Source organism: Burkholderia sp. Se-20378, from assembly GCF_017104665.1.
In the GTDB taxonomy this organism is placed as follows: domain Bacteria; phylum Pseudomonadota; class Gammaproteobacteria; order Burkholderiales; family Burkholderiaceae; genus Burkholderia; species Burkholderia lata.
Map to the genome: position 1 here is coordinate 1 of NZ_JAAGPG010001194.1, position 738 is coordinate 738.

Sequence of the window (738 nt, forward strand, 5' to 3'; positions counted from 1 at the left end):
GCTTCGGCTGCCGCGCCCGCGTCCGTGCCCTCATCCGCGCTTTGCCCGCGCCGCACCCAGATCTGCGCGAGGCCCATTTCCTCGAGCGCCGCTTCAGCCCATGCCATGCGCGTCCCCTTCGTCCTTGTTCAGCGTCAGACGCATCACGATCGCGTCCTCCCGGCTGCGATGCTTCGCCGGGTAATAATTCTTGCGCCGGCCGATCGTCAAGAAGCCGAAACGCTCGTACAGATGAATCGCGCGCGGATTGGACGGCCGCACCTCGAGCAGCACACCGTCGAGCCCTTCCGCGCGCGAAATGCGCACGGCCTCGCGCAGCAGCGCCAGGCCCGCGCCCGCGCACTGCGCGGCCGGCGCGACGCACAGGTTCAGCAGGTGCATCTCGTCGACCACGGGCATCAGCACGCAATAGCCGATCAACGAACCCGTTACGTGCCGCAGGCACACGCCCAGATAACCGTTGCGCAACGAATCCTCGAAGTTGCCGCGGCTCCACGGGAATTCGTACGCGACGTGCTCGATCGCGACGACCTCGTCGAGATCGGCATCCGTCATCGGCGCCAGATAGCGGTCGCTCAGCAGTACACCCGTCATCCCTTCGCTCCGCCCGTCTGCGCGGCCCGTGCCGCGACGCGCTCGGCGGTGGTCTGCGCGACCTTGTCGCGCACGTACTCCGGCGCGGCCTGATCGGCCGGCACCGTGCGGCCTGCACGGAACGCGCGCAGGGCGGCATGGGCG

Annotated in this window: 1 protein-coding gene and 2 pseudogenes; all 3 read right to left on the reverse strand. The window is 68.8% G+C overall.

The features are described from left to right. A pseudogene (locus G3N93_RS41985) lies at positions 1-107 on the reverse strand (uracil-DNA glycosylase); the annotation flags it as partial. Then, positions 94-594, reverse strand: coding sequence for a ribosomal protein S18-alanine N-acetyltransferase (gene rimI / locus G3N93_RS40950; RefSeq protein WP_089425705.1), 501 nt, complete (start codon positions 592-594; stop codon positions 94-96). The pseudogene G3N93_RS41985 and the gene rimI, both read right to left, overlap by 14 nt. Further along, positions 591-738 (reverse strand): annotated as a pseudogene (locus G3N93_RS40955) (tRNA (adenosine(37)-N6)-threonylcarbamoyltransferase complex dimerization subunit type 1 TsaB); the annotation flags it as partial. The gene rimI and the pseudogene G3N93_RS40955, both read right to left, overlap by 4 nt.